At 65.2% G+C, this 24,283-nt stretch carries 24 protein-coding genes and 1 other RNA gene; 10 read left to right on the forward strand and 15 right to left on the reverse strand.

Going from position 1 to position 24,283, the window contains the following annotated elements:
* Window positions 1–4 precede the first annotated feature (4 nt).
* The 7 genes from FHW81_RS12340 to FHW81_RS12370 form a co-directional block, all read right to left on the reverse strand.
* Entirely contained in the window at window positions 5–1,093 is a 1,089-nt protein-coding gene (locus FHW81_RS12340) for a DUF3396 domain-containing protein (protein WP_106120563.1), read from the reverse strand.
* Window positions 1,094–1,109: 16 nt separating this feature from the next.
* Window positions 1,110–1,808, reverse strand: a complete 699-nt coding sequence (locus tag FHW81_RS12345) for a VRR-NUC domain-containing protein (protein WP_024947446.1) — start codon at window positions 1,806–1,808, stop codon at window positions 1,110–1,112.
* Window positions 1,805–2,323, reverse strand: coding sequence for a PAAR domain-containing protein (locus FHW81_RS12350; protein ID WP_024947445.1), 519 nt, complete (start codon window positions 2,321–2,323; stop codon window positions 1,805–1,807). Before FHW81_RS12350 ends, FHW81_RS12345 begins: the two co-directional genes overlap by 4 nt.
* Window positions 2,324–2,496: 173 nt before the next feature.
* Window positions 2,497–2,832 carry a TM2 domain-containing protein gene (locus FHW81_RS12355; RefSeq protein ID WP_024947444.1) on the reverse strand — a complete coding sequence of 112 codons (336 nt, stop codon included), beginning with the start codon at window positions 2,830–2,832 and terminating at the stop codon, window positions 2,497–2,499.
* Window positions 2,833–3,072: 240 nt separating this feature from the next.
* Window positions 3,073–3,711 (reverse strand): hypothetical protein, encoded by a 639-nt coding sequence (locus FHW81_RS12360; RefSeq protein WP_003109444.1) that lies wholly within the window; start codon window positions 3,709–3,711, stop codon window positions 3,073–3,075.
* Window positions 3,712–4,183: 472 nt separating this feature from the next.
* Window positions 4,184–4,536, reverse strand: a transfer-messenger RNA (tmRNA) gene (ssrA, locus tag FHW81_RS12365).
* Window positions 4,537–4,597: 61 nt separating this feature from the next.
* The gene (locus FHW81_RS12370; RefSeq protein WP_106120564.1) at window positions 4,598–5,476 is read right to left on the reverse strand and encodes a hypothetical protein; all 879 of its coding nucleotides are present in this window, start codon (window positions 5,474–5,476) and stop codon (window positions 4,598–4,600) included.
* Between the two features lie 87 nt (window positions 5,477–5,563).
* Here FHW81_RS12370 and FHW81_RS12375 point away from each other — a divergent pair, with 87 nt between their 5' ends.
* Window positions 5,564–6,247 carry a TetR/AcrR family transcriptional regulator gene (locus FHW81_RS12375; RefSeq protein WP_003085795.1) on the forward strand — a complete coding sequence of 228 codons (684 nt, stop codon included), beginning with the start codon at window positions 5,564–5,566 and terminating at the stop codon, window positions 6,245–6,247.
* A gap of 108 nt (window positions 6,248–6,355) precedes the next feature.
* Window positions 6,356–7,297, forward strand: coding sequence for an alpha/beta fold hydrolase (locus FHW81_RS12380; protein WP_003085798.1), 942 nt, complete (start codon window positions 6,356–6,358; stop codon window positions 7,295–7,297).
* Between the two features lie 134 nt (window positions 7,298–7,431).
* Here the strand turns inward: FHW81_RS12380 and FHW81_RS12385 are convergent, their stop codons facing one another.
* Window positions 7,432–8,265: a metal-dependent hydrolase gene (locus tag FHW81_RS12385; RefSeq protein ID WP_003109433.1), complete on the reverse strand. Its 834-nt coding sequence runs from the start codon at window positions 8,263–8,265 to the stop codon at window positions 7,432–7,434.
* 124 nt (window positions 8,266–8,389) lie between these two features.
* Here FHW81_RS12385 and oruR point away from each other — a divergent pair, with 124 nt between their 5' ends.
* The 3 genes from oruR (at window position 8,390) to FHW81_RS12400 (ending at window position 10,971) form a co-directional block, all read left to right on the forward strand.
* A complete protein-coding gene (oruR, locus tag FHW81_RS12390; RefSeq protein ID WP_003114220.1) occupies window positions 8,390–9,409 on the forward strand; it encodes an ornithine utilization transcriptional regulator OruR in 1,020 nt (339 codons plus the stop codon).
* A 101-nt stretch (window positions 9,410–9,510) separates the two neighbouring features.
* Window positions 9,511–10,152, forward strand: a complete 642-nt coding sequence (locus FHW81_RS12395) for an MBL fold metallo-hydrolase (RefSeq protein WP_003085806.1) — start codon at window positions 9,511–9,513, stop codon at window positions 10,150–10,152.
* Window positions 10,153–10,257: 105 nt separating this feature from the next.
* Window positions 10,258–10,971 (forward strand): OmpA family protein, encoded by a 714-nt coding sequence (locus FHW81_RS12400; RefSeq protein WP_003085808.1) that lies wholly within the window; start codon window positions 10,258–10,260, stop codon window positions 10,969–10,971.
* 69 nt (window positions 10,972–11,040) lie between these two features.
* On the opposite strand, the gene FHW81_RS12405 is transcribed toward FHW81_RS12400, so the two are convergent.
* The 4 genes from FHW81_RS12405 to FHW81_RS12420 form a co-directional block, all read right to left on the reverse strand.
* Window positions 11,041–11,955, reverse strand: coding sequence for an acyltransferase (locus FHW81_RS12405; protein ID WP_003085811.1), 915 nt, complete (start codon window positions 11,953–11,955; stop codon window positions 11,041–11,043).
* 126 nt (window positions 11,956–12,081) lie between these two features.
* Window positions 12,082–14,196 carry a phosphate acetyltransferase gene (gene pta, locus FHW81_RS12410; protein WP_003085813.1) on the reverse strand — a complete coding sequence of 705 codons (2,115 nt, stop codon included), beginning with the start codon at window positions 14,194–14,196 and terminating at the stop codon, window positions 12,082–12,084.
* Window positions 14,197–14,258: 62 nt separating this feature from the next.
* Entirely contained in the window at window positions 14,259–15,443 is a 1,185-nt protein-coding gene (locus tag FHW81_RS12415) for an acetate kinase (RefSeq protein ID WP_003085814.1), read from the reverse strand.
* Complete coding sequence (locus tag FHW81_RS12420) at window positions 15,443–15,781, reverse strand: DUF3565 domain-containing protein (protein WP_003109430.1); 339 nt, start codon at window positions 15,779–15,781, stop codon at window positions 15,443–15,445. The genes FHW81_RS12415 and FHW81_RS12420 overlap by 1 nt, the downstream gene beginning before the upstream one ends.
* Here FHW81_RS12420 and FHW81_RS12425 point away from each other — a divergent pair.
* The 5 genes from FHW81_RS12425 (at window position 15,750) to FHW81_RS12445 (ending at window position 19,967) form a co-directional block, all read left to right on the forward strand.
* Window positions 15,750–16,235, forward strand: a complete 486-nt coding sequence (locus FHW81_RS12425; RefSeq protein WP_003085816.1) for an FKBP-type peptidyl-prolyl cis-trans isomerase — start codon at window positions 15,750–15,752, stop codon at window positions 16,233–16,235. The genes FHW81_RS12420 and FHW81_RS12425 overlap by 32 nt on opposite strands.
* A gap of 205 nt (window positions 16,236–16,440) precedes the next feature.
* The gene (locus tag FHW81_RS12430; protein ID WP_003109429.1) at window positions 16,441–16,923 is read left to right on the forward strand and encodes a glutathione peroxidase; all 483 of its coding nucleotides are present in this window, start codon (window positions 16,441–16,443) and stop codon (window positions 16,921–16,923) included.
* Window positions 16,924–17,073: 150 nt separating this feature from the next.
* A complete protein-coding gene (locus FHW81_RS12435; RefSeq protein ID WP_003085819.1) occupies window positions 17,074–17,664 on the forward strand; it encodes a TetR/AcrR family transcriptional regulator in 591 nt (196 codons plus the stop codon).
* A 40-nt stretch (window positions 17,665–17,704) separates the two neighbouring features.
* Complete coding sequence (locus tag FHW81_RS12440) at window positions 17,705–18,817, forward strand: NADH:flavin oxidoreductase (protein ID WP_003085824.1); 1,113 nt, start codon at window positions 17,705–17,707, stop codon at window positions 18,815–18,817.
* A 190-nt stretch (window positions 18,818–19,007) separates the two neighbouring features.
* Window positions 19,008–19,967 carry a DegV family protein gene (locus FHW81_RS12445; protein ID WP_015503426.1) on the forward strand — a complete coding sequence of 320 codons (960 nt, stop codon included), beginning with the start codon at window positions 19,008–19,010 and terminating at the stop codon, window positions 19,965–19,967.
* 3 nt (window positions 19,968–19,970) lie between these two features.
* Here the strand turns inward: FHW81_RS12445 and FHW81_RS12450 are convergent, their stop codons facing one another.
* The 3 genes from FHW81_RS12450 to FHW81_RS12460 all read right to left on the reverse strand — a co-directional run bounded on the left by FHW81_RS12450 (window position 19,971) and on the right by FHW81_RS12460 (window position 24,112).
* Window positions 19,971–21,191 carry a glycosyltransferase family 4 protein gene (locus FHW81_RS12450; RefSeq protein ID WP_003116486.1) on the reverse strand — a complete coding sequence of 407 codons (1,221 nt, stop codon included), beginning with the start codon at window positions 21,189–21,191 and terminating at the stop codon, window positions 19,971–19,973.
* 87 nt (window positions 21,192–21,278) lie between these two features.
* On the reverse strand, window positions 21,279–21,902 hold the full coding sequence (gene plcR / locus FHW81_RS12455; RefSeq protein ID WP_003120761.1) for a phospholipase C accessory protein PlcR: 624 nt from the start codon (window positions 21,900–21,902) through the stop codon (window positions 21,279–21,281).
* Window positions 21,903–21,919: 17 nt separating this feature from the next.
* Window positions 21,920–24,112 carry a phosphocholine-specific phospholipase C gene (locus tag FHW81_RS12460; RefSeq protein ID WP_014603212.1) on the reverse strand — a complete coding sequence of 731 codons (2,193 nt, stop codon included), beginning with the start codon at window positions 24,110–24,112 and terminating at the stop codon, window positions 21,920–21,922.
* Window positions 24,113–24,283 lie beyond the last annotated feature (171 nt).

A 24,283-nucleotide genomic window follows, 5' to 3' on the forward strand; every position in this document is an offset into this window, starting at 1 on the left:
GCCCCTACGGGCGCTCCGGCAGTGAGTTCGTCGCGTCCAAGCATGGCTCAGTGTTGAGCAATTTGTCGCGCCAGCGGGGGAGTTCGCTGTCTTCCACATCCAGCCGTTTCAGCCATTGATCGGCCGCCCAGCCCACCAGCCGCAATTCGCCGTCGTGGGAGCCGCCGTGTAGCGAGCCGACGGTTTCATAGCGAATGCCTTTGAGCGCGTGGTTCAGCAGCACATACGGAGCGGGTCTGGAGTCTTCCGCATCACCCGCGATATAGGGATAGGCACCGGCCTGGATTACCACGCCATCGCCGTAGCGGTAGAGGGCAAAGTGGCTGGAGGGCAGTTGCGCACGCAGGGCATCGAGCCCGCCGGCCAGCGCCAGGCGCTCGTTGTTCAGGAGGGTTAGCCAACTGACAGTTTTGATTCTTGTAGGTTTGAACTCGGGAGTATTGGCCAGCAGACAAGCCGTCCCTACATCCAAACCCGGCATACGCGCCGCCATAAAGGCTTCGGAGGGCTCGTCATTGTCCCAACTGGTCGGCGAGAGATTGTAGGCATGCCCCGCATACCCCTGCTCAGGCTCTAGTCGCCGTGCGAAGTCGATAAACAGCTGTAGGAAATCCAATGGCTGCTGCTCTTGATATAGCAGAGGTACGGAGAACTCCAGAACACTAAGATCATGCCCCATTTTGGCTTGCCAGCTCCGCTTGCCGTAAATATCAAACAGCCAGGCGCCTGCATCGCGGGATTTCTTGCCGCTGGTGTAGCAGAAGCTGAGATGATCGTCTTCATCCATTGCCCCCATCATCTCGCGCAGTGGTTGGGTGTCACGGTATGCGGTCAGTGGCTTTCCTTTTGCAGGCTCTTCACGCCAGAGCCGGGTGAGGTGGGGCTCTGCCAGGCGCTTGAACTCATCGAAGCATTGGCATAATGACTCTCGTACCAGAGGGGTATGGGCCTCTTTGAAGTAGAGAGTGCCGCGTAGGCAAAGCACTGCACCGATATAGTCTTCGGGGCCGCCCTTCATCAACAGGTTGCCGGCTATTTCCAGTAGATGGGGTTGCTTGGTTAACTCTGCGGCCAGATCGAATGGCTGTTCCATGGGCTTTTCCTCTTGATCAATAGGCGGGAATCATCGGGCGAGGGGAACGGCCTCGGGTCAAGACGAACATCACCCCACCTGCGATGGCGGCGGCCCACCCTACTTGCTCTACTGGCACCTTGGATTGTTGATCCTGGCCACAGTCGCAGTCGGAGGGCTTCATTTCAACAATCTTGTTCTTGTTGCCGGCAATCGCTGCATAATCCTCTAGTTGTTCCCTATTATGTGGGTCAGGCGGAAACTTCATCTCCACCACCTGCTTGATATTGTCCTGGGTTGGCGGCCTGTTGGGATTCTGAACGATGATCACGTCGGGCCTGCGAATCATTCCTTTCCCTGGCTTGAACGGCGGATGCTCCGGATCTTCATCCCAATACTTGCTGATCCATCCCGGTATCCAGCCATGTGGACTGTTACCGGTCTGGCTATCGAGAATCGGCTGCGGTGGGTTCTTGGTCATGTCGTAGCTGACCTCGGGCTTGTAGGGGCTGCGTCCCTGGAGAATTTCGTCCAACTCTCCCAGCCGCTGTGCCACGCACGCCTGCTTGAGGCTTTTTCCATCCTGGCTGAGGTTGGGCGTGCTGCTGCAATGGCAGACCGCCGAGCACAGCACCTTCTTGTCCTGCGGATCGAGCCTGGGTTCCAGGGTGCCGAAGGGGTTGGTCCTGCCTTCGGGGCTCATGCCTCCCCGGGACAGGCTGGGCTGGTCGCTCATGCGTCGCCCCTCTGCACCAGGTCGATGTAGAGGGTCTCCGCGGTGGGGCGCTCGATCCAGGAGGTCATGCCGTCGGCATCCGTGGTGTCGAACGCATTCCAGCCGCCACTCGACCAGACCCTGACCCGGCGTCCGGCGACGGGCTTGCCCGTTTCGTGGTCGATGAGCTGGAAGCGCCCGGAACAGGGCACGCCGTTGCAGTTAAGGGGAAGGGCGGGAGCGCGTGGGGCGGGCGTGAAGACGTCGCCGATGAGTACCGTCCCCGAGCCGCCGATAACCACGTTGCCGTGCGCCCCGATACTACCCAGCGTCGCCGCCGGCAGGCCGTTGATGAGTACCGTCGACGAAACGGCTGAGATCATCGGGCTTCCGCAGGCTGAGGCGTCGCCTTGCCGTGCTGCCGGCAGGCCGTCGAAAACGACGTCGGGAGAACCGTGGGCGATGGGGTTGCTGCCATGCCCTGGCACTGGACAGGTCGTTGGATCGGTGACGCGGGCGGCGGGTTTTCCACTCATATGCGGGTCCTTGCATCAGTGAGATGTGCTGGCCGCTCTGGCGGCTAATTCGGGATTGAGCGAGTCGGCACCTATCGCCAGCGGAAGAAACGCAGAAGGGGACTTCTCCTTGTCCCACCTCCCGGCATCGGTTTCTTCTCCGGCCCGCCGAGGACCGTAGCGAGGTGCGCCGGTCAGTCTTGAGGGTGCGACACGGAAGCGCCGGCTACCTGCAGCGCTGCAACTTCCAGCCGGGCGTCGCGGCGGGTCTGTTCCGTATGGCCCTGGATGATGCCGGGAATCAGGAAGGCATCGACGATCCACCAGATGCCGGTAATGATCAGGGGGAACAGGGTGAAACAACCGATCAGCGTGATGATCAGTTGGGTAACCGCCGTGCCGGTTTTCCCCAGGTAGAAGCGGTGTGCGCCGAAACCGCCCAGGAATAACCACAGAAGATAGGCGGTGCCGGTGGATTTCTGGGCGTTGGAAACTTTCTGCTCCACGAGCATTTCAGACTGTAGTGACATGAGTTTTCCCACTGCCATGCGGAAGATATGGTGGGAATTGAAACGTTGCCAACGGTGTTTTTTCAAGCGTCCAGTCTGAGGATATTTTTGATTTGTAGTTTTATTGCGGAACTCTGGAAGAGTCGGTCAGGAGTCGGAACTCCTGGGCTTCGTAGGAGTGCTTGAAAGCAACTGGCGAGTGGCTGAAGTTTGTTGGCGAAAGGCGTCCGGCCGGGCGCCTTTCGTTTTTGCTCGGTAACTTCATAGTGGCGTGGTTTCGAACTTTATCTTTTGATAGTTCTCGAAAATGAACCTGTCTTCCGGCGACAGGGCCGTTTCGTCGAAGGGCAGGATCGCGCCGTCATGCATGACCTTGTAGTCGCGAGAGGTGATTTTCGTCTCCGCCGTGGTGAATGTACTCATGAAGCGCTTATGGGCATCCCCCTGGAACTCCTTCCTGTGCTGGAGGAAGTAGGCGAAGTCCATGTGCCCAACCATGAAGACGATGCTCCAGTCCTTCCTGGCGGCTATGTCCCATTTCCACATGGCGGAGAGTTTCCGCCTAATGGCCTGGTCGGACTCCCTCAGGGCCTTCTTGAGACAGTCGAAGGCGTAGGTACTGTCTATGTCGAATTCGCAGATGGTCAGGTAGTTCACGAACTTTTCGCCGAAGACACAACTGGAGCCGAGGGTGAAAATCTCGTATCCCGGGTAATACCTGCGAAAGAAATCAAGTTCCGTCAGGAACCAGTCTTCCAGTGCGGGTCGGCTGCTCTTTCCGTAGACGTTCTTGACGATGTCTGGCGTATATTCGAACCCTTCGCTGGTGCAGGTCAGAACGTTCTTCTCATCTTTGGCGATGACTATCCTGTTTTTTGCTCCTTTCGGTTCCTTTTTCATTTTTCTTGTCCTTCGAGCGTCTGTGGAGGCCGGTTTATCGTGTTTTGGAATCTCTGTTTTAGGTTTCGCTTTCCAGGGATATAAGACGCCTGCTTACCCTGGTAGTGAGTGTCTAGCTCAAATTCTTTTTCTTTGCTTGACGAAAAGTATGCGTCGGTTTCTCGGAGGCTCGTTTTCTTGGACGGGGAGTTTCGAACCTGAATCCATGAATGTTTTCCTGCCAGCGTTCCAGAGCCTTGTTGGCGGCGGAATCGAACGGTCTCATTAACAGATTCGGGAAATATCATTCCGCGCGTCCGCAGCCAAAAGAGCGGGCTGGCGAAGCTCGCCGGGTGTCGGTCACGGTAGGGGAGGGAGCAGCAAGGCGAGCCGGCAACAGGAAAGGCCCGGCGCTGGAGGAGCAGGCAAGGGACTGGGCAAAGAAAAAGCCCCTGAAATTCACTAGGAAAATCAGGGGCTTGTCGTTTGCGTTTGGTGGAGCCGGGGGGATTTGAACCCCCGTCCGCCAGCTCTCCGCTATCGGTTCTACATGCTTAGCCAGCTCTACTGAGTTAACTCCGCGCCGCCCGAGTGGCAGGGTGCTTGGAGCGAGCTGTATGAGTTTTAGCCGTTACGTCTACAGCGAACTTGGCGGCGATCCTGTTCTATCTGACAGTCGTTTCGGGTTTACAGGCATCCCCTAGCGACTGCTAGCCGCATTAAGCAGCTAGAGCGTAGTTGTCGTCGTTGGCAACTATAAGTTTGCAGCAGCGAATTTACGAGTTCTGCTACCAGCTCGGCATGCCCCTCAAGTTTTGTTACCGGCGTCGAATCCTAATCGGCCCCAAAACCTTGACAGGTCGACGACCAGTCTACGGCAAAGGGCTGCGAGAGTCCAATCCGCCGCTCATAAACCGTTGACGCCGCTGGGTTTCCCCTCCGGAGGCGGGCTCAGGTCCAGGGGTTTGTCCGGTGCCTTGGCGTTCCGCCCGGGCGCCAGCTGTTTTTCCACGTCGGCCTGGATCGCCTGCAACACCGGTTGCAGGTCGCGCATGTTGTCGCGGACCTCGGGGTAAGGGTGGTCCTTGGCGAAACCGGCGATGCGTTCCAGCAACTGGGCGCGCACCGGGGGGGGCAGGTGGATGAACAGCTCGGGCATTTCCTTGGCCAGTTCGGCGGAGTAGAGCACCAGGTCCTGGCGCTCGAACTGGGCGGTGAGGCCGAGGTAGTCGAGGGCGCTGCCGGTGAGCATCGCCGCGGCCGCCTTGGTTTCCTGCATGCCCTGCAGGCGCGCGGGGTTGCGCTGTTCGGCCTGGGACAGGGTCATCCAGAATTCGACGGTGAGGGTGAACAGGATCGACTGCTCGCGCAGCGAGTAGCTCATCAGGCCCAGCGCTTCGGCGCCGTAGGGCTGCTTGGCGGCGCGGAAGTCGAAGTACAGGCGCATCAGCTCCTTGAGCTTGAACAGCACTTCGCGGGCCTCGTTCTGGCGGATCTCCAGGGGGCTGTAGATGTTCAGCTGCGGGCGGAAGTTTTCCTCGCTGACCATGCGCAGGTAGAGCGGCCCGGTGAATTCGCCGCTGCGTCGCGGCAGGGCGTTCTTCTGGGTTTCCTCGATCTTCTTCAGGGCGTCGATCAGCACCTGGTAGTCGTGGCTGTCCCAGGGCTTCTGGATGTCCGGGATGCGCTGGCCGAGGTAGTAGAGGTCGGCGGCCGCGAGCGGGCGGCCGAGAACCAGTAAAAGGATGGCCAGCGGCCAGAGCAGGCGGCGTGATAGGGTCGGCACGGACTTTCCTTGCGGGGCGCGTGGATCGGCCTAGGTTAGCGATGGCCGGGGCCGCCGTCACCCCGCGCTTCGATTGGGGCGGACGGGATGGCAACGGCGCAGTGGGACGGCTTGCAGGCGGTATTCGAGGACCTCGGCGGCTACGGCGCGCTGGCGCGCCAGGCGGCGCAGGGCGAGGGGCCGCTGGTGGGGCATCTGCAACGGACCAACATCCAGCTCGCGGCGATCCCGGTGTTCACCCGCAAGGGAGTCGCCGAGACCACGGTCAACGACCTGCTGGAGGCGGCGCGGGTCTCGCGGCGGACTTTCTACAAGTATTTCGCCGGCAAGCTGGAGGTGCTGGAAAGCATCTACCACAGCGCCGTGCAATTGCTGCTGGCGCGCTTCGGCGGGCTGCGCAGCGAGGCCGGCAGCGACGAGGACTGGCTGCGGGCGATGGTCTCGCTGTTCTTCGACTACCACCTGGCGGTCGGTCCGATCATCCGCATGATGCAGGAGGAGGCCCTGCATGCCGGCTCGCCGCTGGCGGCGCACCGGCAGCGCGCGCACCTGAAGATTATCGAGCTGTGGGCCGAGCGCCTGGGCGCCCAGGGTGCGGCCCACGATGCGCTGACCTACCGGGTGCTGATCTGGGCGATGGAGGCGGCTTCGCTGGAGCTGCTCAATGCCAGCGACCCGCTGGAGCTGCCGCGGGTCAAGCGGGTGCTCGGCGACCTGCTGGTGGGTACGCTCTGTCCCAGCACCCAGGCTCCGACGAGACTGCAAGGGTAACAGCCGGGCAGTCGCCGCTCGCGCCTACAGAACCTAGGTTGGGCTCGCAGCCCGCCGTGGCCATGCTCTGATGCCCTGTCATAACAACAAGACGGGAGACGTGCGTCCATGTCCGCGACACCCTATCTGCTGCAACCGCCGCTGGCGGTCGGATTCGCCCGCCTGGGCTTCGGCTCCCTCTCGCTGGAGTCGTTGCGCGAGCGCTACGCCGCACCGTCCAGCGGCTCGCGCTTCATCGAGCTGGACGGTTTCCCGCTGCACTACCGCGACGAAGGCAGCCGCGACAAGCCGGTGCTGGTGATGATCCACGGCGTGGTCGCCTCGCTGCACACCTGGGACGACTGGGTGAAGGCGATGTCGCCCTACTTCCGCATCGTGCGCTTCGACGTGCCGGGCTTCGGCCTGACCGGGCCGGGGCGTGACAGCCGTTACTCCGGCGAGCGCATGGTGGCGATCCTCGGCCAGTTGCTTGATTTCCTGAAGATCGACAAGGCCTCGATCGCTGGCAACTCCCTGGGCGGCTATATCGCCTGGAACTTCGCCCTGGCGCAGCCGCAGCGAGTGGAGCGGCTGGTGCTGATCGACCCGGCCGGTTACCAGATGCGCAAGGTGCCGTGGATGATCGCCTCGGCGGCGCTGCCCGGCTCGACCCTGGCGATGCCGCTGTGGATGCCGCGGGCGCTGATCGCCCAGGGCATCAAGGAAGTCTATGGCGAGCCGGGGCGGATCAAGCCGGGGGTGGTCGACCGTTACTACGACCTGAGCCGCCGCCCGGGCAACCGCAAGGGCATGATGGAGATCTTCCGCGTGTTGCTGAAGGTCAACCGCGAGGAACTCGGCACCTCCGGCGAACGCATCGCCCGGATCGTCGCGCCGACCCTGCTGATGTGGGGCGAACGCGACCGCTGGATCTCGCCGAAGCACGTACCGCTGTGGCAACGCGACCTGCCAGGGATCCAGGTGAAGACCTATCCGGGCGTCGGGCATATCCCCATGGAGGAGATTCCCGAGCAGACCGCGGCGGATGCACTGCGCTTCCTGATGGCCTGATCCCAGGCCGTCATGAAGAAGCCCGCGCTGGTCAGTCGCGGGCTTTTTAATGCATGGACGAAAGGCCGAAATACCAGGCAGGGCAGGGAAGCGATGCAAGCCCCTCTCGCGGCGCGGAGGGGCGGCGAGGAGGGTCAGGCGGCCTTCGGTTCCGGTTCGAACTGGTCGCGGTACTGCTCGATGAGGTGCAGGTTATTGTGCTGCCAGGGGTGGAAGTCCTTCTTGTAGAAGTCCAGGTACACGCCCACCAGCGAGCGGAACACGCCGTCCTTGCCCCACAGCCACTTGATGCCGTCGCGCCAGACCTTGAAGTTCCACAGCAGGCCGTCGCGCTTGAGCATGTGGACCAGGCCCTTGGTGGTGTCGAGGGCGAAGAAAAAGGTGCCCTGGACCATCGCCCGGCGGCGCAGCCTGGCCTTGCCGTTGACCAGCATGAACACGTCGTAGGCCACCGCCTTGTGCTCGGTTTCCTCCAGTGCGTGCCAGCGCCACAGGCGGGCCATGGTCGGGTCGGCGCCTTCCAGCCACCTGGGGTTGCTCAGCAGGCCGTCGGCCATGATCGCGGTGAGGTGCTCCAGGGCCGCGGTGGCCGCCAGTTGCCGCGACGGGTGCAGTTTCTGCTGGGCGAAGCGGATGCGCCGCTTGGCACCGCCTTCCAGGCGGTCGATGTCGTAGCCGAGGGCGCGCAGGCGGTCGCTGTAGACCAGGTGCTCGCGGCTGTGGTGGCCTTCCTGGCCGATGAAGCCACGGATCTGTTGCTTCAGCGCCGGGTCCTCGACCCGCTCGCGGTAGTGGCGCACGGAGTCGATGAAGAAGCGCTCGCCATCGGGGAACAGCACCGACATGGCGTTGAACATGTGGGTCTTGAAAGCGTCGCCGCTGTGCCAATGGCGCGGCATCGGATCGGGCAGGTCGAAGTCCAGATGACGCGGGCGGATCTCCAGACCTTCGGGGGTGGTGCTGGCCATAGCGGCTCCCTGTGATGGTGAAGGACCATGGGATCGACTATCGCTTGCGGGGGATAGCCTCACAAGGTTATCTTCTGCCAACTTTCCGGTCATATCCGGCCAGCGGTCAGAACAATAAACAGCCATGAAACAACCGCTCAATTTCACCGCCGAACTGGTGCCGGTGGCCTATGCCGAGGCACTCCTCGATCTCGTCGCGGAGTACGGCGTATCCCGCCAGGCGCTGTTCGACGCTGCGCGAGTGCGTCCCGAGGTGCTGGACAGCCCGAACGGCCGCCTGTCCTTCCTCGACTTCAACCAGCTCACCTACAGCGCCCAGGCCCTGTGCGGCGAGCCGGCGCTGGGGCTGGTGCTCGGCCAGCGCCTGAACGTCTCCGCCCACGGCATCCTCGGCTACGCGGTGCTGTCCAGCGCCAACCTGGGCAAGGCCATCCAGTTCGCCCTCAAGTACTACCGGGTGCTCGGCCTGGCCTACGAACTGGAGCTGGTGCTCGATGACGGTCGCGCCGAGTTGCGCGCGGTGGAGTCGATGCCGCTGGGCGCCGCTTCGGTGTTCGCCGCCGAGGGCCTGATGGCGACGCTGTATTCCATCGCCTGCTTCCTGGTCGGCGAGCCGTTGCAGGACGTGCGGGTCGGCTTCGCCTATCCGCCGCCGGCCCATGCCCGGCGCTACGCCGAGGTGTTCGGGGTGGCTGCGGAGTTCGAGCAGCCCTGGCACTGGCTGAGCATGCCCAGCGAGTACCTGGAACGACCGATGGCGCTGGCCAACCCGGCCACGGTGCAGATGTGCGAGCAGCAGTGCGAGGCGCTGCTGGCCACCCTGGACGTCCAGGAAGGCCTGCTGACCCGTGTGCGCCGCCTGCTGCTGGCGCGTCCCGGCGACTTCCCCGACCTCGAACAGGCCGCCCGCGAACTGCACACCAGCGGGCGCAGCCTGCGCCGGCACCTGTCGTCGCTGGGCACCACCTACCAGCAGGTCCTCGACGATGTGCGCAAGCGCCTGGCCCTGCAATACCTGACCACCACCCAGCTACCGCTGTACGAGATTGCCCTGTTGCTCGGCTTCAACGACTCGTCGAACTTCCGCCGGGCGTTCCGCAAGTGGACCGGCAAGCTGCCCAGCGACTACCGCGAAGCGCCCTGAGCCGACGCCGACGGTCCTCGGCAGCGGATGGATGTGCCATGCTTGGCGTTTCATAGAAATCCATGGCGCGCTTGCCGCGCCGACCGTGATCGGAGTCTTGCATGTCGACATCCCCCGCGCTGATCCGCGAAACCTTTCCCGTCGGGCCTTTGCAGTGCAACTGCACCATCATTGGCGATCCGCTGACCAGGAAGGCCATCGTCGTCGATCCGGGCGGCGACCACGAACTGATCCTGCAGCGCCTCGACCGCCTCGGCCTGCAGGTGGTCAGCATCATCCATACCCACGCGCACCTGGATCACTTCCTCGCCTCCGGCGAGATGAAGAAGCGCACCGGCGCCAGCCTGCACCTGCACAAGGACGACCAGTTCCTCTGGGACAACCTGGAGATGCAGTGCCAACTGTTCGGCGTGCCCTACACGCCGGTGCCGGCCCCGGACCGCTGGCTGGCCGACGACGAGGAACTGGCCTGCGGTTGCGGAGTGGCACTGCACACGCCGGGGCATACGCCGGGTTCGATGAGTTTCTGGTTCCCCCGGGCGAAGCTGCTGATCGCCGGCGACACCTTGTTCCGCCGCGGCATCGGCCGCACCGACTTGTGGGGCGGCGACTCGGCGGCGATCCAGCGTTCGATCCGGCAGCGCCTGTACAGCCTCGACGAGGATGCCACGGTGGTCGCCGGCCATGGCCCGGACACCACGCTGGGCGAAGAGATGCGCGAGAATCCCTTCGTCAGGGGCTGAAAAGGATTTTTCCGAGCATCGGGAATTTTGCCACCTGGCTATGCTCTAAGATGTCGGCCGCCCCTCACGCAGGGGCGTTTCAGTACCTCGAGGAGTAGTTTTCCCATGTTCACCTCCCGTTGCCTGCCTCTGGCCGCAGCCGTCACCGCACTGGCGCTGCTCGCCGGTTGTGCCAACAACAACCCCTACGACACGCAAAGCCAAAGCCAGGGTGGCATGAGCAAGACGGCCAAGTACGGCGGACTGGGTGCGCTGGCCGGCGCCGTCGCCGGCGCCGCGATCGACCACAACAACCGTGGCAAGGGCGCGCTGATCGGCGCTGCCGTTGCCGGCGCGGCCGCCGCGGGTTATGGCTACTACGCCGACAAGCAGGAAGCCGAGCTGCGTCGGCAGATGGAAGGCACCGGCGTGGAAGTGCAGCGCCAGGGCGACGACATCAAGCTGATCATGCCGGGCAACATCACCTTCGCCACCGATTCGGCGAACATCGCTCCGAGCTTCTACGCGCCGCTGAACAACCTGGCGAACTCGTTCAAGCAGTACAACCAGAACACCATCGAGATCGTCGGCTACACCGACAGCACCGGCAGCCGCCAGCACAACATGGACCTGTCCCAGCGTCGTGCGCAGAGCGTGGCCGGCTACCTGACCGCCCAGGGCGTCGACGGCACTCGCCTGAGTACCCGCGGCATGGGCCCGGACCAACCGATCGCGAGCAACTCCACCGCCGACGGTCGCGCGCAGAACCGGCGCGTCGAGGTCAACCTGCGACCGGTTCCGGGCGCCCAGGGCCCGGCGCAGACCCAGCCGCAGTACTGATCGCGGCCTGGAAGAAAAAGCCCGCCATTCGGCGGGCTTTTTCATGGGCGCTGGTCGGCGCTCTTCGTCCTACGCCTTGGCGTTACCGGGAAACTCGCGGTGCAGGCTGTCGAGCAACTGGTCCTTGCGCTCCCACAGCTGGTTGACCCATTGCTGGAATTCCGCGCGGTAGCCGGCGTCCTGGTCGTAGCTCTTGCCGACGAACTGGCGCGGAATCTCCAGTTCCTCGAAGCGCACCACGACGTCCTTCAGGCGTCCGGAAAGCAGGCACCAGAAGGTCGGGCTGCCGTCCGGGTAGTGGATGGTCACGTTGACCAGGGTCTTCAATTGCTCGCCCATGGCGTCGAGGACGAAGGCGATACCGCCGGCCTTGGGCTTGAGCAGGTGGCGGAACGGCGACTGCTGCTCGTCGTGCTTGGCGCGGGTGAAACGGGTGCCTTCGAGGAAGTTGAACACCGCTACCGGGATGCGGCTGAACTTGGCGCAGGCCTTGCGCGTGGTCGCCAGGTCCTGGCCTTTCTTCTCCGGGTGCCTGGCCAGGTAGGCCTTGCTGTAGCGCTTCATGAAGGGGAAATCGAGGGCCCACCAGCACAGGCCGATGATCGGGACCCAGATCAGTTCCTGCTTGAGGAAGAAGCGCAGCAGCGGGATGCGCCGGTTCAACTGGTATTGCAGGACGAGGATGTCGACCCAGCTCTGGTGGTTGCTGGTGACCAGGTAGGAGTGTTGGTACTCCAGGCCCTCCAGGCCCTGGACGTTCCAGCGGGTGCGCTGGACCAGGTTCATCCAGCCCTTGTTGCAGGCGATCCAGCCTTCGGCGATCAGGCTCATGATCTTGCTGCACAGGCGCTGGGCGGCGGCGAACGGCAGGAGCAGCTTGACCAGGGTCATGCCGAACAGCAGGCAGGCCCAGCACAGGGTGCTGGACACCAGCAGCAGGCCGGCCAGGGAGCCGCGCAGGAAATGGGGGAGAAACGACAGCATCAAGGAGTCCTTGTACGTAGGCGCCCGGCCAGGGCCGGGCGCGTGGAGCGGGGCGTGGTCCCGCCGTTCACATGGCACATCCTCGTGCCTGGCCGAAGCCAGTGCCGCCCACTGGGCGGCGTTCCTTCAGGCCGGGGCCTGGGCGTCCGCCTGGATGGCGGTGAGGGCGATGGTGTAGACGATGTCTTCCACCAGCGCGCCGCGCGACAGGTCGTTCACCGGTTTGCGCAGGCCTTGCAGCATCGGCCCGACGCTGACGCAATCGGCGCTGCGCTGCACCGCCTTGTAGGTGGTGTTGCCGGTGTTCAGGTCGGGGAAGATGAACACCGTGGCCTGCCCGGCCACCGGGCTGTTCGGCGCCTTCTGGCGGCCGACGCTGGCGATGGCGGCGGCATCATACTGCAAGGGTCCGTCGATCAACAGGTCGGGGCGCTGCTCGCGCGCCAGGCGGGTGGCCTCGCGAACCTTGTCGACATCCACCCCGGAACCGGAGTCGCCGGTGGAGTAGCTGATCATCGCGACCCGTGCAGGGATGCCGAAAGCCTGCGCCGACGCGGCACTCTGCACGGCGATCTCGGCCAGGTCACTGGCCGAAGGATCGGGATTCACCGCGCAATCGCCGTAGACCAGCACCTGGTCCGGTAACAACATGAAAAACACTGACGACACCAGGTTGTAGCCGGGCGCGGTCTTGATCAGTTGCAGCGCCGGGCGGATGGTGCTGGCGGTGGTGTGGATGGCGCCGGAGACCAGGCCGTCGACCTCGTCCAGGGCAAGCATCATGGTCGCCAGGACCACGCTGTCCTCCAGTTGCTGCTCCGCCATCGGCGCGTTCAGCCCCTTGCCCTTGCGCAGCTCGACCATCGGTTCGACGTAGCGCTGCCGCACCAGGTCCGGGTCGATGATCTCCAGGCCTTCCGGTAGCACGATGCCCTGGGCCTGGGCCACCGCCTGGACCTCGTCCGGCTTGGCCAGCAGCACGCAGCGGGCGATGCCGCGCGCCTGGCAGATCGCCGCCGCCTGCACGGTGCGCGGCTCGCTGCCCTCGGGCAGGACGATGCGCTTGCCGGCCTTCTGCGCGCGTTGCACCACCTGGTAGCGGAACGCCGGCGGCGACAGGCGCAGCTCGCGCGGCGTACCGCAGCGCTGCTTGAGCCATTCGAAATCGATGTGCCCGGCGACGAACTCGGTGACCCGCTCGGCGCGCTCGCGGTCGTCCACCGGGATTTCCTTGTTCATCCGGTTCAGGTTGGTCGCGGTGTCGTAGGAGCCGGTGGCCACCGACAGCACTGGCAGGCCTCCCTGCAAGGCGCCGCGGCAGAGTTCCATGATCCGCGGGTCGGGCGGGAAGTCGCTGCACAGCAGCAGGCCGGCCAAGGGTACGCCGTTCATCGCGGCCAGGCTGGCGGCAAGGATGATGTCGTCGCGGTCGCCGGGGGTCACCACCAGCACGCCGGGCTTGAGCAGTTGCACGGTGTTGGGCACGGCGCGGGCGCATAGCACGATCTTCTGCACCCGGCGCTGCTCGTAGTCGCCGGCGTTGATCACCCGTGCGCTGAGCAGGTCGGCGATGTCGCGGGTGCGCGCGGCGTTGAGTTCGTCCTGCCAGGGAATGCAGCCGATCAGGCGGAAGTCGTCGCGCAGCAGCGGCGAGTGTTCGGTGAGGCGCCGGGCGAAGTCCGCCACGCCGTCCTCGGCGTTGGCCGCGTCGGCCTCGCCGCGGACCTTGTTGAGGATCACCCCGAGCACCTTCGGGTCGCGCGGGCCGCCGAACAGTTGGGCCTGGATCTCGATACGGTCGGTCAGTTCGGTGAGCGTCTCGTTTTCCGGCGCGGAGACCAGGATCACCTCGGCGTCGAGACTCTTCGCCAGGTGGAAGTTGACCCGCGCGGCGTAGCTGGCGTGACGGGTCGGTACCATGCCTTCGACGATCACCACGTCCTTGTCGGCGGCGGCGCGCTGGTAGAGGCTGATGATCTCTTCGAGCAGTTCGTCCAGTTGGCCGTCGCCGAGCATCCGCTCGACCTGGGCCAGCGGCAGCGGCTTCGGCGTATCCAGGCCGTGGGTGCGCGCCACCAGTTCGCTGGAGCGCTCCGGGCCGAGGTCGCCGGGATGCAGCTGGGCGATGGGTTTGAAGAAGCCGACCTTCAGCCCGGCGCGTTCCAGGGCGCGAAGCAGGCCGAGGCTGATCGAGGTGAGGCCGACGCCGAAACCGGTCGGGGCGATGAAGAAGGTATGCATCTGGGCTCCTTAAGCCGTGCGTTTGGCCACGCCGCCTGGTTGGGCGGGGGCGTCGATCCAGTTCAGTCGAGCAGGGCCAGCGTGTCGAGGGCGATCTGCCGCTCTTCGTTGGTCGGGATCACCAGTACCCGCGGATGCCCCGCGGCCTGGATCGGCCCGGCGACGCCGCGCACGCAGCGGGCGTTGGCCTCCTGGTCGAGGCGCAGGTCGAACAGCCGCAGGTGGGCGGCGGTCTTGGCGCGCACCAGCGGCGAGTTCTCGCCGATGCCACCGGTGAAGATCACCCCGTCCAGTTGCGGCAGGGCGCAGCTCATCGCCGCCAGGGACTTGGCCAGGCGGTAGCAGAACACCTCGATCGCCAGGGCCGCGCCGGGGTGGCCCTGCTCGCGCTCCTGCTCCAGGGTGCGCATGTCGTTGGACAGGTCGGAGAGGCCGAGCAGGCCGCTTTCGTTGTTCAGCATCGAGTCGATGCGCTCCAGGCTCCAGCCCAGGGTCCGCGCCAGGTGGCTGTGCAGGTTGGGGTCGACGTCGCCGCTGCGGGTGCCCATTACCAGGCCTTCCAGCGGGGTCAGGCCCATGCTGGTGTCGAGGCTCTGGCCGTTGACGATGGCGCAGGTCGAGCTGCCGTTGCCGAGGTGGGCGCTGAGCCAACTGCTGTCGCCGACCGCCAACCCGGCCATTTCCGCGGCGCGGTGGCTGACGTAGCGGTGGCTGGTGCCGTGGAAGCCGTAGCGGCGCACGCCATGCTCACGGTAGAGGGCCTCCGGCAGGGCGTAGCGGTAGGCGTGCTCCGGCAGGCTCTGGTGGAAGGCGGTGTCGAACACGGCGACGTGGGGCAGCTTGGGAAACAGCGTCATCGCTGCCTCGATGCCTTGCAGGTTGGCCGGGTTGTGCAGCGGCGCCAGCGGCGCGGTGGCCCGGATCGCCTCGACCACCCGGTCGTCGATGCGCGTGGCATGGGTGAACAGCTCGCCGCCATGCACCACCCGGTGGCCGATGCCGTGGAGCTTGCCGCCCGCGGCGTTCTGCACCATCGGCAGCAACTGGGCGAGGGCGGCGCGGTGGTCGGCGTTGGGAATCATCAGGCTGTCGCTGTCGCCGCCGCGCTTCCAGCGCAGCACCGCATCGCGGCTGCCCAGGCGCTCGGCGAGGCCGTGCAGGGGAAACAGGGAGTGGGCCTCGTTGACCAGGGCGAACTTGATCGACGAACTGCCGCAGTTGATCACCAGTATGTTGCGTGAGGGCATCACTGCTCCTTGGTCTGCTCTTCTTCTTCCCGGGCACACCAGCCGCAGCGAAATTCGCGGCCGAGCTGTCTGTGCCGCTCGTTTTCGTCAAGGACCCAGGCGCGCGATTGCCAGGGCGGTTGGTGGCGCAGGTGTTGAGTATGGCCACAGGACAAGACTGCCACCCAATGGCCTTCCTCGTCCTGATGAAAATCAATCACCCGCGACGGCGCCCGCGCGCCCCGTTCATCAGGGGCGCGGTCGCTTTCGGGGCTATTGATGCGTACACTTACGCATTCATCTTCTTTATCGAAAAGGTTTCGAACCATGCAGATCGCGGCCAACAAGGCGGTTTCCATCGACTATACCCTGACCAACGACGCCGGGGATGTCATCGACAGTTCCGCTGGTGGCGCGCCGCTGGTCTACCTGCACGGTGCCGGCAACATCATCGTCGGCCTGGAGAAGGCCCTGGAAGGCAAGAACGTCGGTGACGAACTGAGCGTCGCCATCGAGCCTGAAGACGCCTATGGCGAATACAGCGCCGAACTGGTCGCGACCCTGACCCGCGAGATGTTCGAAGGCGTCGACGAACTGGAAGTCGGCATGCAGTTCCACGCCTCGGCTCCGGACGGCGGCATGCAGATCGTCACCATCCGCGACATCGACGGCGACGACGTGACCGTCGACGGCAACCATCCGCTGGCCGGCCAGCGCCTGAACTTCAAGGTCAAGGTAGTCGACGTGCGCGAGGCCAACGCCGAGGAAATCGCCCATGGTCACATCCATGGCGAAGGCGGTCACCACCACTGATCGGCGTTCATTCGCCGATTGATGGCCTGGGCCGTCCGCCGGCGGAACTGCTAAGCTGGTATAGCGAAAGGCGCCTTTGGGCGCCTTTCGCGTCATGCGCCATGCCTGGGCTCTTTACCCCGTCCCTGGGGATGCGCCGCAGCCAGGGTTCTTGCCCGGTGCGGGGCTTGGCACGTTGTGTCGCTGAATGCGCAAGGAGTACGTCATGAGTGCCTTTCACGATCTCACCCTGCAGGGGTTGGATGGACAGGACCTGCCGCTTTCCCCGTTCAAGGGCAAGGTGCTGCTGGTGGTCAATGTCGCCTCCAAATGCGGCCTGACACCCCAGTACGCCGGCCTGGAGAATCTCTACCAGACCTACCGCGAGCGCGGTTTCGCGGTGCTCGGCGTGCCCTGCAACCAGTTCGCCGGCCAGGAGCCGGGCAGCGAGGCGGATATCCAGTCCTTCTGTAGCCTGAACTATGGCGTCAGCTTCCCGATGAGCGCCAAGGTCGAGGTCAACGGCAGCGCGCGGCATCCGCTCTATCGCCTGCTGGCGGGCGAGGGCGCGGAGTTTCCCGGCGACATCACCTGGAACTTCGAGAAATTCCTGCTCGGTCCCGACGGTCGCGTGCTGGCGCGTTTCAGCCCGCGCACGGCGCCGGACGACCCGGCCCTGGTGCAAGCCATCGAGAAGGCCCTGGGTTGATCTCCCGCGGGACGCGTTCGCGTCCCGCCGCTTCCTTTCCTGTCTTGCGCCGCTTCATGACGCAACGCGATAAGCCCCTGCCTGTAACGCCTGATCACCGCCGTTGATAATGCTGGGCGGACGAGACGACCGGTCATATTCTCTCGTTCCATGACTAGCAACCGACTCGACAAGCGTGAACTGATCCTGGCCAAGGGCTCCGAGGTCATGACCCGACGTGGCTACCACGGCACCGGGGTGCTGGAGATCGTCCAGGCCGCGCGCATCCCCAAGGGCTCCTTCTATCACTACTTCGACAGCAAGGAAGCCTTCGCCCAGCAGGCCCTGGAGCACGTCTACGCGCCGCGCCTGGCGCGCTACGCCCAGGCCCTCGGCGACAGCCGCTTCAGCCCGCGCGAGCGGGTGCTGCGCTACTACGGCGAGCTGCTGGAGCACTTCGCCCGCCAGGAAAAGCCCGAATACCACTGCTTCATCGGCAGCCTGAGCTTCGAGATGGCCGAGCTGTCGCCGCCGATCGCGGCCAAGGTCGAGTCGATCCTGCAGGCTTCCGCGCAAATCCTCCAGGACTGCCTGGAGCAGGCGCGCGAGGCCGGCGAACTGGCCGCCGACGAGGACTGCGCGAGCCTGGCCGGCTTCATCGGCTTCGCCTGGCAGGGCGCCCTGGCGCGCTTCAAGGTCGGCGCCGGCCTCGCTCCGTTGAATGCTTTCATGTCGCGCCTGGAGCTGCTGCTCCGCGCCTGATACCTGCCCGAACCTCCCATTCCCCCTCAGGAGTCCGTCCATGAGTGCCCCCGTAGAAGCCCTGTTCCAACCGTTCCGTCTCGGCGCCCTGGAGCTGCCCACCCGTGTGGTGATGGCGCCGATGACCCGCAACTTTTCCCCGGGCGGCGTACCCAACGCCAAGGTCGTCGAGTACTACCGCCGGCGCGCCGCCGCCGGCGTCGGCCTGATCGTCAGCGAAGGCACCACGGTCGGCCACAAGGCCGCCAACGGCTATCCGAACGTGCCGCGCTTCTATGGCGAGGACGCCCTGGCCGGCTGGAAGCAGGTGGTCGACGCGGTGCATGCCGAGGGCGGGCGCATCGTTCCGCAGCTCTGGCACGTCGGCAGCGTTCGGCGCCTGGGCGTGGAGCCGGACGCCAGCGTGCCCGGCTACGGCCCGATGGAGAAGGCCAAGGACGGTAAGGTGCTGGTCCACGGCATGAGCAAGGCCGACATCCAGGAAGTCATCGCCGCCTTCGCCCAGGCCGCCCGCGACGCCCAGGCGATCGGCATGGACGGGGTGGAGATCCACGGCGCCCACGGCTACCTGATCGACCAGTTCTTCTGGGAAGGCAGCAACCAGCGGGACGACGAGTACGGCGGCAGCCTGGCCAATCGCTCGCGCTTCGCCGTCGAGCTGGTGCGGGCGGTGCGCGCGGCGGTCGGCGCGGATTTCCCGATCATCTTCCGCTTCTCCCAATGGAAGCAGCAGGACTATTCCGCGCGCCTGGTGGAAACCCCGGAGGGCCTGCGCGAGTTCCTCGCGCCGCTGGTGGAGGCCGGCGTCGACATCTTCCACTGCTCGACCCGCCGCTTCTGGATTCCCGAGTTCGAAGGCTCGGAACTCAACCTGGCCGGCTGGACCCGCGAGCTGACCGGCAAGCCGACCATTACCGTGGGTAACGTCGGCCTGGACGGCAGCGAGTTCCTGCAATTCTTCGGCAAAACCGACGAGGTGGCGCAGCCGGCGAGCATCGACGGCCTGGTGGAGCGCCTGGACAAGGGCGAGTTCGACCTGGTCGCGGTGGGCCGCGCGCTGCTGGTGGATCCGGAGTGGGCGGTGAAGGTCCGCGAGGGGCGTATCGGCGACATCAAGCCGTTCAGCCGCGAGGCCCTGGCCAGCCTGGTCTGAAGGCGCGTCCGCGACACACCGGTCCGGCGCTGCGCCGGCAAGCAGATCCCACCCCTCGGGGTGGGATTTTTCATGGCCGTGATTTTTTCCGAAAACCCGCCCTGCGACCGGCTGACTTCAAAGTCCGAAACCGGCATTGTATGACCGCCAACACAACAATAGGCCGAGAAACGGCCAGAGGAGCGAATCCATGCGTATCGGCCTGGTGGTCGACGCGACCTGCGACCTGCCGCCCGAATTCCTCGCCGCCCACGGCATCCGCGTGATGCCGATCGGGATCCGCCTGGGCGAGCAGCGGCTCATCGATCGACGCGACCCCGACACCACCCTGAGCTTCTACCGCGACCACCTGCCCAAGGTCGGCAGCAAGGACGGCAGCCAGCCGCTCTCCGCCGCCGAGTTGCAGCAATGGTTCCTCGACGAACTGGTGACCGACTTCGACTACGTGGTCTGCCTCACCGTCGACAGCCTGCGCAGCCCGATCTTCGAGCACGCCACCCAGGCCTCCTTCGGCCTGCTCCAGCACTACCACGAGCGCCGCCACGCGGCCGGCATCGCCGGTCCCTTCACCCTGCGCGTACTCGACAGCCACTCGGTGTTCGCCGGCATCGCCTGCCTGGCGGCCGAGGGCACGCGCCTGCTGGCGCAGGGCAGCCACCCCAACGCGCTGCGTACGCGCCTCGAACAGCTCAGCCAGCAGACCTGCACCTACCTGGTCGCCGACGACCTGGGCCACTTGCGCCGGCGCGGCTTCCAGAAGGGTGATCGCAGCGGTTTCGTCGACCGGGTCAAGGGCGCGGCGCTGGGGTTGGGCTCGCTGCTCGACGTCAAGCCGGTGTTCAGCCTGGCCGATGGCGAGGACAAACCGGTGGCGCTCTCGCCGAGCTTCGAGAAGTCGGCGGAGAAGCTGTTCGGCTATGCCCTGGCGCGGGTACAGGCGGGTGAGCTGCTGGCACCGCAACTGGGTCTCAGCTATGCCGGCGATCCGACCGCGCTGCGCGACCTGCCGGGCTTCGCCGCGCTGGAGAACGCCTGCCGCGAGTGCGACATCCACTTGCACCTGGGCATGCTCAGTCCCACCGGCGGCATCAACCTGGGCGCCGGGGCCATGAGCCTGGGCTTCATCGCCGCGCCGAAAGCCTTTGCCTGAGACCTACTCGCGGCTGCGTGGCAAGGCCCCGCCATCCTCCGCCGGCGGCCGCTCGGGCTTCGACCGAGCGGGCTGGACCAGCGGACTGGCGCAGGCGTCCTCCAGGTAGTTCTGGAAGTGCTCGACGATGCTGTCCCAACCTTGCCGGCTGGCGTGCTGGCGGGCGTTGAGACGGACCCGGCGCAGGCGTTCCTGGTCGTCCAGCAGCCAACTGGCGACTTCGACGAAGCCGCTCTTGTCGCCCGGCGCGGCGAGCACGCCGTTGTGCCCATGGCGGATGTGCTGGCCGGCGGCGGCCTGGTCGAAGGCGACCACCGCGAGGCCGGCGGCCTGGGCTTCGAGGACCACGTTGCCGAAGGTCTCCGACAGGCTTGGGAAGAGGAACAGGTCGCCCGAGGCGTAGTGGGCGGCCAGGGTTTCGCCGCGCTGGACGCCGCAGAACAGCGCTTCGGGCAGGTCCCGTTCGAGGTGCCTGCGCTCCGGCCCGTCGCCCACCAGTACCAGGCGCAGCTTCAGCTGCGGATGGGCGGCGCAGAGCGCGCGGAAGGTGCCGCCGAGCAGGCCGAGGTTCTTCTCTGCCGCCAGCCGGCCGACGTGCAGCACGGCGATGTCCTGTTCGCCCAGGCCCCAGCGCCGGCGTAGTTCGGGATCGCGCCGGGAGGGATGGAAGAGTTGGCTGTCGACCCCGCGGGAGAGCAGGTTGAGACGTTCGAAACCGCGCCGCTGCAATTCCATGCGCTGGCTGCCGCTGGGCACCAGGGTCATCTGCGTGCGGTTGTGGAACCAGCGCAGGTAGCCGGTGACCAGCCGGGTCAGCGGACCGAAGCCGTAGTGCTCGCTGTACTGCTGGAAGTTGGTGTGGAAGCCGCTGACCGCCGGGATGCCCAGGCGCCGCGCGGCGCGCAGGGCAGAGAAGCCGAGCGGGCCTTCGGTGGCGATGTAGAGCACGTCCGGGCGCTGGCGCTTCCAGCAGCGCAGCAGCTTGTGCAGGCTCGACATGCCCCATTGCAGGCCGGGGTAGCCGGGCAACGGCCAGCCGCGGGTCAGCACCAGCTCGGCGTCGCTGCGCCGGCCGTCGTCGCCGGGCTGGCGCGGGCGCACCACCTGGACCCGATGGCCAAGCTGCTGGAGACCGGCATGCAGGCGACCCAGGGTATTGGCGACGCCGTTGACTTCCGGTGGGTAGGTTTCGCTGATCAGGGCGATGCTTAGAGGTCTGCTCATGACGTCAGTGTCGACCGACGCCGTGTAGCGGATGTGAAGTTTTGGTGACGCTTGCGTGACGGCGCCCCTGTCGGGGCGCCGTGGATTTCAGCGTTGCAGCAGGCGTGGGTTCTCCTCGCCGAAGATCTGCTTGCGCAGGGCCTTGAGGCGTTCGTCGATGGCGGCGTGACGCTGCTCCTCGTCGTCGACGCTGGCGAGCACCTCGGCGATCACCTTGTCCGACTCTTGCGCGTATTCGCGCAGTTGCTCTTCCTCGCCAGGCGTCGGCGCTTGCTGCTGGACGGAGGCGTTGTCCTTGAGCGCCATCCAGATCTCGAAGTCGAGCGCCTCGCGGCGCCTGGCATCGGCCTCCACATAGGGCGTCAGACGCTGGATCTCCTCGAAGGTCTGGCGCGGATCGGCGCCGACCGCCACCTCGCGCTTGAGCTGTTCGATCAGGCCTTCGGCGGCCTGCTTGCGTTCGATCTCGGACATCTGCCCGGCGTTGCGGCCGAACTCGCCGAGTTGCTGTTCCAGGTTGTCGGGAGCGGTGGCTGTATTCATCTCGGGGGCTCGGGAAGGAATGGAAGGTTTTGCCGCCGGTGTGGCCTGCGGGGGAGACGCGAAGGGCGCGACGGGCGCCGGCTCCGATGGGTAAAGCAACAGGACGGCGCCGATGGCCGTGCCGCAGAGCAGCAGGGCCAGCAAGGTCCAGGTCAGGGTAGGTCTCATGCGATGGACTCCTCGCTTCAGGTCGCTGCGATGTCGAGCAATGGATCGCTCCTGCTCGGCTTGCCGGTCTCGACGTGTCCGGCCAGGCGGCGGAGATAGTTGGCTTCCGTATTGCTGGCGGTCACGCTGAGGTCGTACCAGCCCTGGCTGCTGCGTAACAGCCACACTTCACTGATCGCCTGGTTCGGTTCGAGTTCATAGCGACGGCTGCCCTCCCGGGTATAGGCCGGGTTCGGCGTCACCGTCACGCTGCACGGCAGGCGGCCGAGATTGCGGATGTTCAACTGCAGGTTGCCGTTGCGTTGATAGGTGACCGATACCTCGGGCCGCGCCATCTGCGCGGCGAGATGCAGGTTGCCGTGGAACTCGCGGAAGAAGCCGTTGGGGCCGTGCACCTCGAAGGCGTAGCGGCCGTTGGCGTCGAGCAGGTCGTCGAGTTCGTCGTTGAGGGTCCGGCCCAGTTCCTCTCCGCTTTCCTGGACCACCGGATAGCTGGTCACGGTATAGAAGCGCGGATTGCCGACTTCCCGCGGCTGCACCTGGAATACCGCAGCGGAGTGTCCCTGCGGATTGCCCGGCAGGCTCATGCCGTCGTTGCCCAGGGTCAGGCGCAGCTTGCCGGCGGCGATGTCGAGGGCCAGCGTGGCGTGCAACTGGTAGGGCACCGCGAGGGTAGGGCGCTGGCCCTTTTCCTGGCCGGGCAGGCTCTTGGGCTCGTAGGACCAGTACTTGGGACTGGGCCGGTAGAACTGCTGCCAGTAGGCGTCCTCCTTGCGCGCGTCGCTCTGCGGGACGTTGGTCAGGTCGGGGGCGACCTGGGTATCGCCTGCGCCCTGGAAGTCGAACAGCGAAGTCAGGTCGCCGCAGACGGCACGCCGCCAGGGCGAGATGTTTTCCTCGACGACGCCGAAGCGGCGTTCGAGGAAGCGCAGCACCGAGGTATGGTCGAACACTTCGGCGCTGACCTTGCCGCCCTTCGACCAGGGCGAGATGGCGATCAGCGGGACGCGGTGGCCGAGCCCGATGGGCAGCCCGCTGGATGCCTCGATCTCGCCGGCGGTGCTGACCGTGGAAAGGCCGACGCCATCCTTCCACGGCGGCACCGGGGCGCTGGCGTGGTCATAGAAGCCGTCGCCCTCGTCGTAGTTGAGGATGAACACGGTCCTGGCCCAGACCTCGGGGTTGCTGGTCAGCGCCTCGAGCACCCGGGTCACGTAGTACTCGCCGAACGAGGGGCCCCACCAGGGATGCTCGCAGTAGCAGTAGGGCGCGACGATCCACGACACCTGCGGCAGCGTGTTCTCCTGCACATCCTTGCGCAACTGGTCGACGCCGCGGGCGAGCATGGCGCGCTGCCAGAGGTCCGAATCGCGCGGAGCGTTCTTGAAGTTCCTGAACCAGGCGAGGGCGTTGCAGTCATAGTTGTTCTGCTCCTGGAGCCGGTATTTCCAGTAGGCGTCGACGTACAGGTACCAGAGTGACGAGGAGCGGTAGCCGCCTTCCTGGTAGACCCGCCAGTCCACGCCAGCGGCGCTTAGCCGCTCGGGATAGGTGGTCCAGTCCACCGTGCCGCTGGCGCCGATGGTGCCGTCGCCCATGTCGTTGCCGATGTGTACGTCCTTGCCGTCGCCGCTGGGGGCGGCGCGTCCGCTCATGTGGTAGAGGCGGTTCGGATTGGTCGGGCCCATCATCGACTGGTGGTAGGCCTCGCACAGGGTGAAGGCGTCGGCCAGGGCGTAGTAGTAGGGAATGTCGCCGCGCTTGAAGTAGCCCATGGCTTCGGGGTACTGCACCGCCATCCACTTGTCGTTGCGGCCCTGGTTCCAGATCGCGTGGAAGGCCGACCATTCATGGTTCTGCGAACTCACCCACTGGGCGCTGGTGACTTTGGTATCCCAGTGATAGGGGGAGAACTCGTACTTGTAGTTCTGGTACCAGACCGGCTTGCCGTCCTGGCGCTTGAGCGCGCGAGGATCGTTGAAGCCGCGGACGCCGTTGAGGTGGCCGAAGTAGTGATCGAAGCTGCGGTTCTCCTGCATCAGGATGACCACGTGCTGGACGTCCTGGATGGTTCCGGTGCGGATGTCCGGCTCGATGGCCAGGGCGCGCCGGAGCGTCTCCGGGAACAGCCCGGAAAGGCCGGCCAGGGTAGCGGCCTGGGCGCCGTGCTTGAGAAAGGTTCGACGGCGGAATTTCCAGTTTTCGGTCATCGTTTTATTTCCCGGGTGGTTTTTTGATTTCCATCAATCTGCGTACTTCTTGTTTCGAGATGATTAATCGTCTTCGCTGTTTTTCCGGCAGGGAATACAGCGAGCCGATGGTTTCATGGCGATAATTTATCGGTTGATCCCGAAAGCGACTTCGATATGACCTTGAGCGAC

The organism is Pseudomonas sp. RC10-4-2 (assembly GCF_050433085.1).
Classification (GTDB): Bacteria; Pseudomonadota; Gammaproteobacteria; order Pseudomonadales; family Pseudomonadaceae; genus Pseudomonas; species Pseudomonas aeruginosa.

Coding starts and splice junctions, on each gene's coding strand:
- FHW81_RS12340 (WP_106120563.1), bottom strand. CDS start 1,093: ATGGAACAGCCATTCGATCTGGCCGCAGAGTTAACCAAGCAACCCCAT.
- FHW81_RS12345 (WP_024947446.1), bottom strand. CDS start 1,808: ATGAGCGACCAGCCCAGCCTGTCCCGGGGAGGCATGAGCCCCGAAGGC.
- FHW81_RS12350 (WP_024947445.1), bottom strand. CDS start 2,323: ATGAGTGGAAAACCCGCCGCCCGCGTCACCGATCCAACGACCTGTCCA.
- FHW81_RS12355 (WP_024947444.1), bottom strand. CDS start 2,832: ATGTCACTACAGTCTGAAATGCTCGTGGAGCAGAAAGTTTCCAACGCC.
- FHW81_RS12360 (WP_003109444.1), bottom strand. CDS start 3,711: ATGAAAAAGGAACCGAAAGGAGCAAAAAACAGGATAGTCATCGCCAAA.
- FHW81_RS12375 (WP_003085795.1), top strand. CDS start 5,564: ATGGCAACGGCGCAGTGGGACGGCTTGCAGGCGGTATTCGAGGACCTC.
- FHW81_RS12380 (WP_003085798.1), top strand. CDS start 6,356: ATGTCCGCGACACCCTATCTGCTGCAACCGCCGCTGGCGGTCGGATTC.
- FHW81_RS12385 (WP_003109433.1), bottom strand. CDS start 8,265: ATGGCCAGCACCACCCCCGAAGGTCTGGAGATCCGCCCGCGTCATCTG.
- oruR (WP_003114220.1), top strand. CDS start 8,390: ATGAAACAACCGCTCAATTTCACCGCCGAACTGGTGCCGGTGGCCTAT.
- FHW81_RS12395 (WP_003085806.1), top strand. CDS start 9,511: ATGTCGACATCCCCCGCGCTGATCCGCGAAACCTTTCCCGTCGGGCCT.
- FHW81_RS12400 (WP_003085808.1), top strand. CDS start 10,258: ATGTTCACCTCCCGTTGCCTGCCTCTGGCCGCAGCCGTCACCGCACTG.
- FHW81_RS12405 (WP_003085811.1), bottom strand. CDS start 11,955: ATGCTGTCGTTTCTCCCCCATTTCCTGCGCGGCTCCCTGGCCGGCCTG.
- pta (WP_003085813.1), bottom strand. CDS start 14,196: ATGCATACCTTCTTCATCGCCCCGACCGGTTTCGGCGTCGGCCTCACC.
- FHW81_RS12415 (WP_003085814.1), bottom strand. CDS start 15,443: ATGCCCTCACGCAACATACTGGTGATCAACTGCGGCAGTTCGTCGATC.
- FHW81_RS12425 (WP_003085816.1), top strand. CDS start 15,750: ATGCAGATCGCGGCCAACAAGGCGGTTTCCATCGACTATACCCTGACC.
- FHW81_RS12420 (WP_003109430.1), bottom strand. CDS start 15,781: ATGGAAACCGCCTTGTTGGCCGCGATCTGCATGGTTCGAAACCTTTTC.
- FHW81_RS12430 (WP_003109429.1), top strand. CDS start 16,441: ATGAGTGCCTTTCACGATCTCACCCTGCAGGGGTTGGATGGACAGGAC.
- FHW81_RS12435 (WP_003085819.1), top strand. CDS start 17,074: ATGACTAGCAACCGACTCGACAAGCGTGAACTGATCCTGGCCAAGGGC.
- FHW81_RS12440 (WP_003085824.1), top strand. CDS start 17,705: ATGAGTGCCCCCGTAGAAGCCCTGTTCCAACCGTTCCGTCTCGGCGCC.
- FHW81_RS12445 (WP_015503426.1), top strand. CDS start 19,008: ATGCGTATCGGCCTGGTGGTCGACGCGACCTGCGACCTGCCGCCCGAA.
- FHW81_RS12450 (WP_003116486.1), bottom strand. CDS start 21,191: ATGAGCAGACCTCTAAGCATCGCCCTGATCAGCGAAACCTACCCACCG.
- plcR (WP_003120761.1), bottom strand. CDS start 21,902: ATGAGACCTACCCTGACCTGGACCTTGCTGGCCCTGCTGCTCTGCGGC.
- FHW81_RS12460 (WP_014603212.1), bottom strand. CDS start 24,112: ATGACCGAAAACTGGAAATTCCGCCGTCGAACCTTTCTCAAGCACGGC.